Raw genomic sequence first — 1,609 nt, 5'->3', positions numbered from 1 at the left:
GTGTATTAATTGTAAATAAAAGTTCTTGTTATTTACAAAAAAATGGTCTCCTTGGAACCAGAAAACCATTTTTGTATTTAGAAAATTATAAAGGCTTTATAATTTAAAGAATTCTTTATAATAAATTTTTAAGGTTAGGACTTTGTAATTCTTTTAGATGCTGGGCTGTTGAGCGTAATGCATGAAGAGTAGCTAAAGATTCTGCTCTGTCATCTCCTCGAATATATAAGGAAAGTTTTAAAGAATCATTTTTTATTAAATCATAGTCTACATGATTTAAGTATATAGCTGGTATATCAGCTTTTTCAGTTATTAAGTTTAGAAGATTTACTGATTTCTCATAAGCACCTTCTTCATCATAATCATTTAATGAAGTTTCAATATCATCACAATTAAGGACTATCTCATTACATAAATCAATGAACTTATAGTTTAGAAAAAATAATACAGCTAGTAATACTGCAAAAAGGATAACTGATATGTAGGTATTTTTCATATTCGAGCCTCACCATCCTTATGCAATTGATATATAAACTTTCCATTAGTATCTGTCATTGCAATTACAACATCCTCAATTGAACTTACATGATGTTTTTTTAATTCTTTCATTATCCAATCACTATCTTGTTTTGATTTAGTTAATGTATTTTTATTAATTTTTCCATCAAGGACATAAATTACAGGCAATTGAGGCCTTTTTCTGCCTTGTGAGTTATTGCTACTTTGGCTTTCAACACCATTTTGACTACTACTACTTGAACTATTTGAAGTTAAGAATGACATTTGTCCGTTGTTTTCTAGTATTCCAAATTCAATTTCACTTAAATCAAAGTATCCAGCCAGTCTTATTTCTTCCATAAGCTCATCTAAATTAATTTGTTGTTTTTTTAGGGAATCAAAACAGATCTTTCCTCTAGAAATTAAGATGCAAGGCTCACCTTCGAGTATTTGCCTAGCTTTTTGGCTTTTTAATTGAATTAAAGAAAGTATAGTTTTGATAAAAAGTAAAGTTATTATTGGAATTATACCTAAAATTAATGGAAGCCTAGTGTCTTGCATAGGAAGAGCGGCTAAGTCAGAAATCATAATTGTTATTACAAATTCATAAGGTTGTAATTCTCCAACTTGTCTTTTACCCATAAGTCTTATGACTAATATAACTAAGGCATATAAAAATATAGTACGTATTAAGACAATAAACATAAAACTAACCACCTCTAAATTATTATTCCATTTAAGTATGGATTTATACTGATGAGGTTATAGTTATAAATGGATAGAATAAGTTGGAAGAATTTCAAAATATATTGGTTAATAATGTAGCAATTTTAAAGAAAAATTATAGTATTATTTAGAAGGAAATATAAAAAACTTCGTAATATATGATAGAAGTGCTTTTGAGTATATAATATAAAGTATAGAGATATTAATAAGTAGTAATGAGATATATGGAGGCAAAGATATGATTTGTAAGATTAAATATAATAATAAAGAATATATTGCAGAAAGGGGTACTACATATAAGAAATTTATTGATAGTAAATTAAAAATTAATTCTTATGATGTAGCATTATGCAAGTTAAATAATAAATATTTTGAATTATATAAG

General features: G+C 26.4%; 2 protein-coding genes. Both read right to left on the bottom strand.

The window, feature by feature from the left end; genetic code table 11:
• Positions 1-115 precede the first annotated feature (115 nt).
• Positions 116-496 (bottom strand): DUF4363 family protein, encoded by a 381-nt coding sequence (locus E6248_RS15875; protein ID WP_316341736.1) that lies wholly within the window; start codon positions 494-496, stop codon positions 116-118.
• Complete coding sequence (locus E6248_RS15870) at positions 493-1,203, bottom strand: YetF domain-containing protein (RefSeq protein ID WP_316341735.1); 711 nt, start codon at positions 1,201-1,203, stop codon at positions 493-495. Before E6248_RS15870 ends, E6248_RS15875 begins: the two co-directional genes overlap by 4 nt.
• Positions 1,204-1,609 lie beyond the last annotated feature (406 nt).

The sequence above is a fragment of the Clostridium sp. genome (genome assembly GCF_032552055.1).
GTDB lineage: Bacteria > Bacillota > Clostridia > Clostridiales > Clostridiaceae > Clostridium.
The sequence above is the reverse complement of the archived record's forward strand: the minus strand, read 5'-3'. Positions and strand labels throughout refer to the sequence as shown.

Coding starts and splice junctions, on each gene's coding strand:
- E6248_RS15875 (WP_316341736.1), bottom strand. CDS start 496: ATGAAAAATACCTACATATCAGTTATCCTTTTTGCAGTATTACTAGCT.
- E6248_RS15870 (WP_316341735.1), bottom strand. CDS start 1,203: ATGTTTATTGTCTTAATACGTACTATATTTTTATATGCCTTAGTTATA.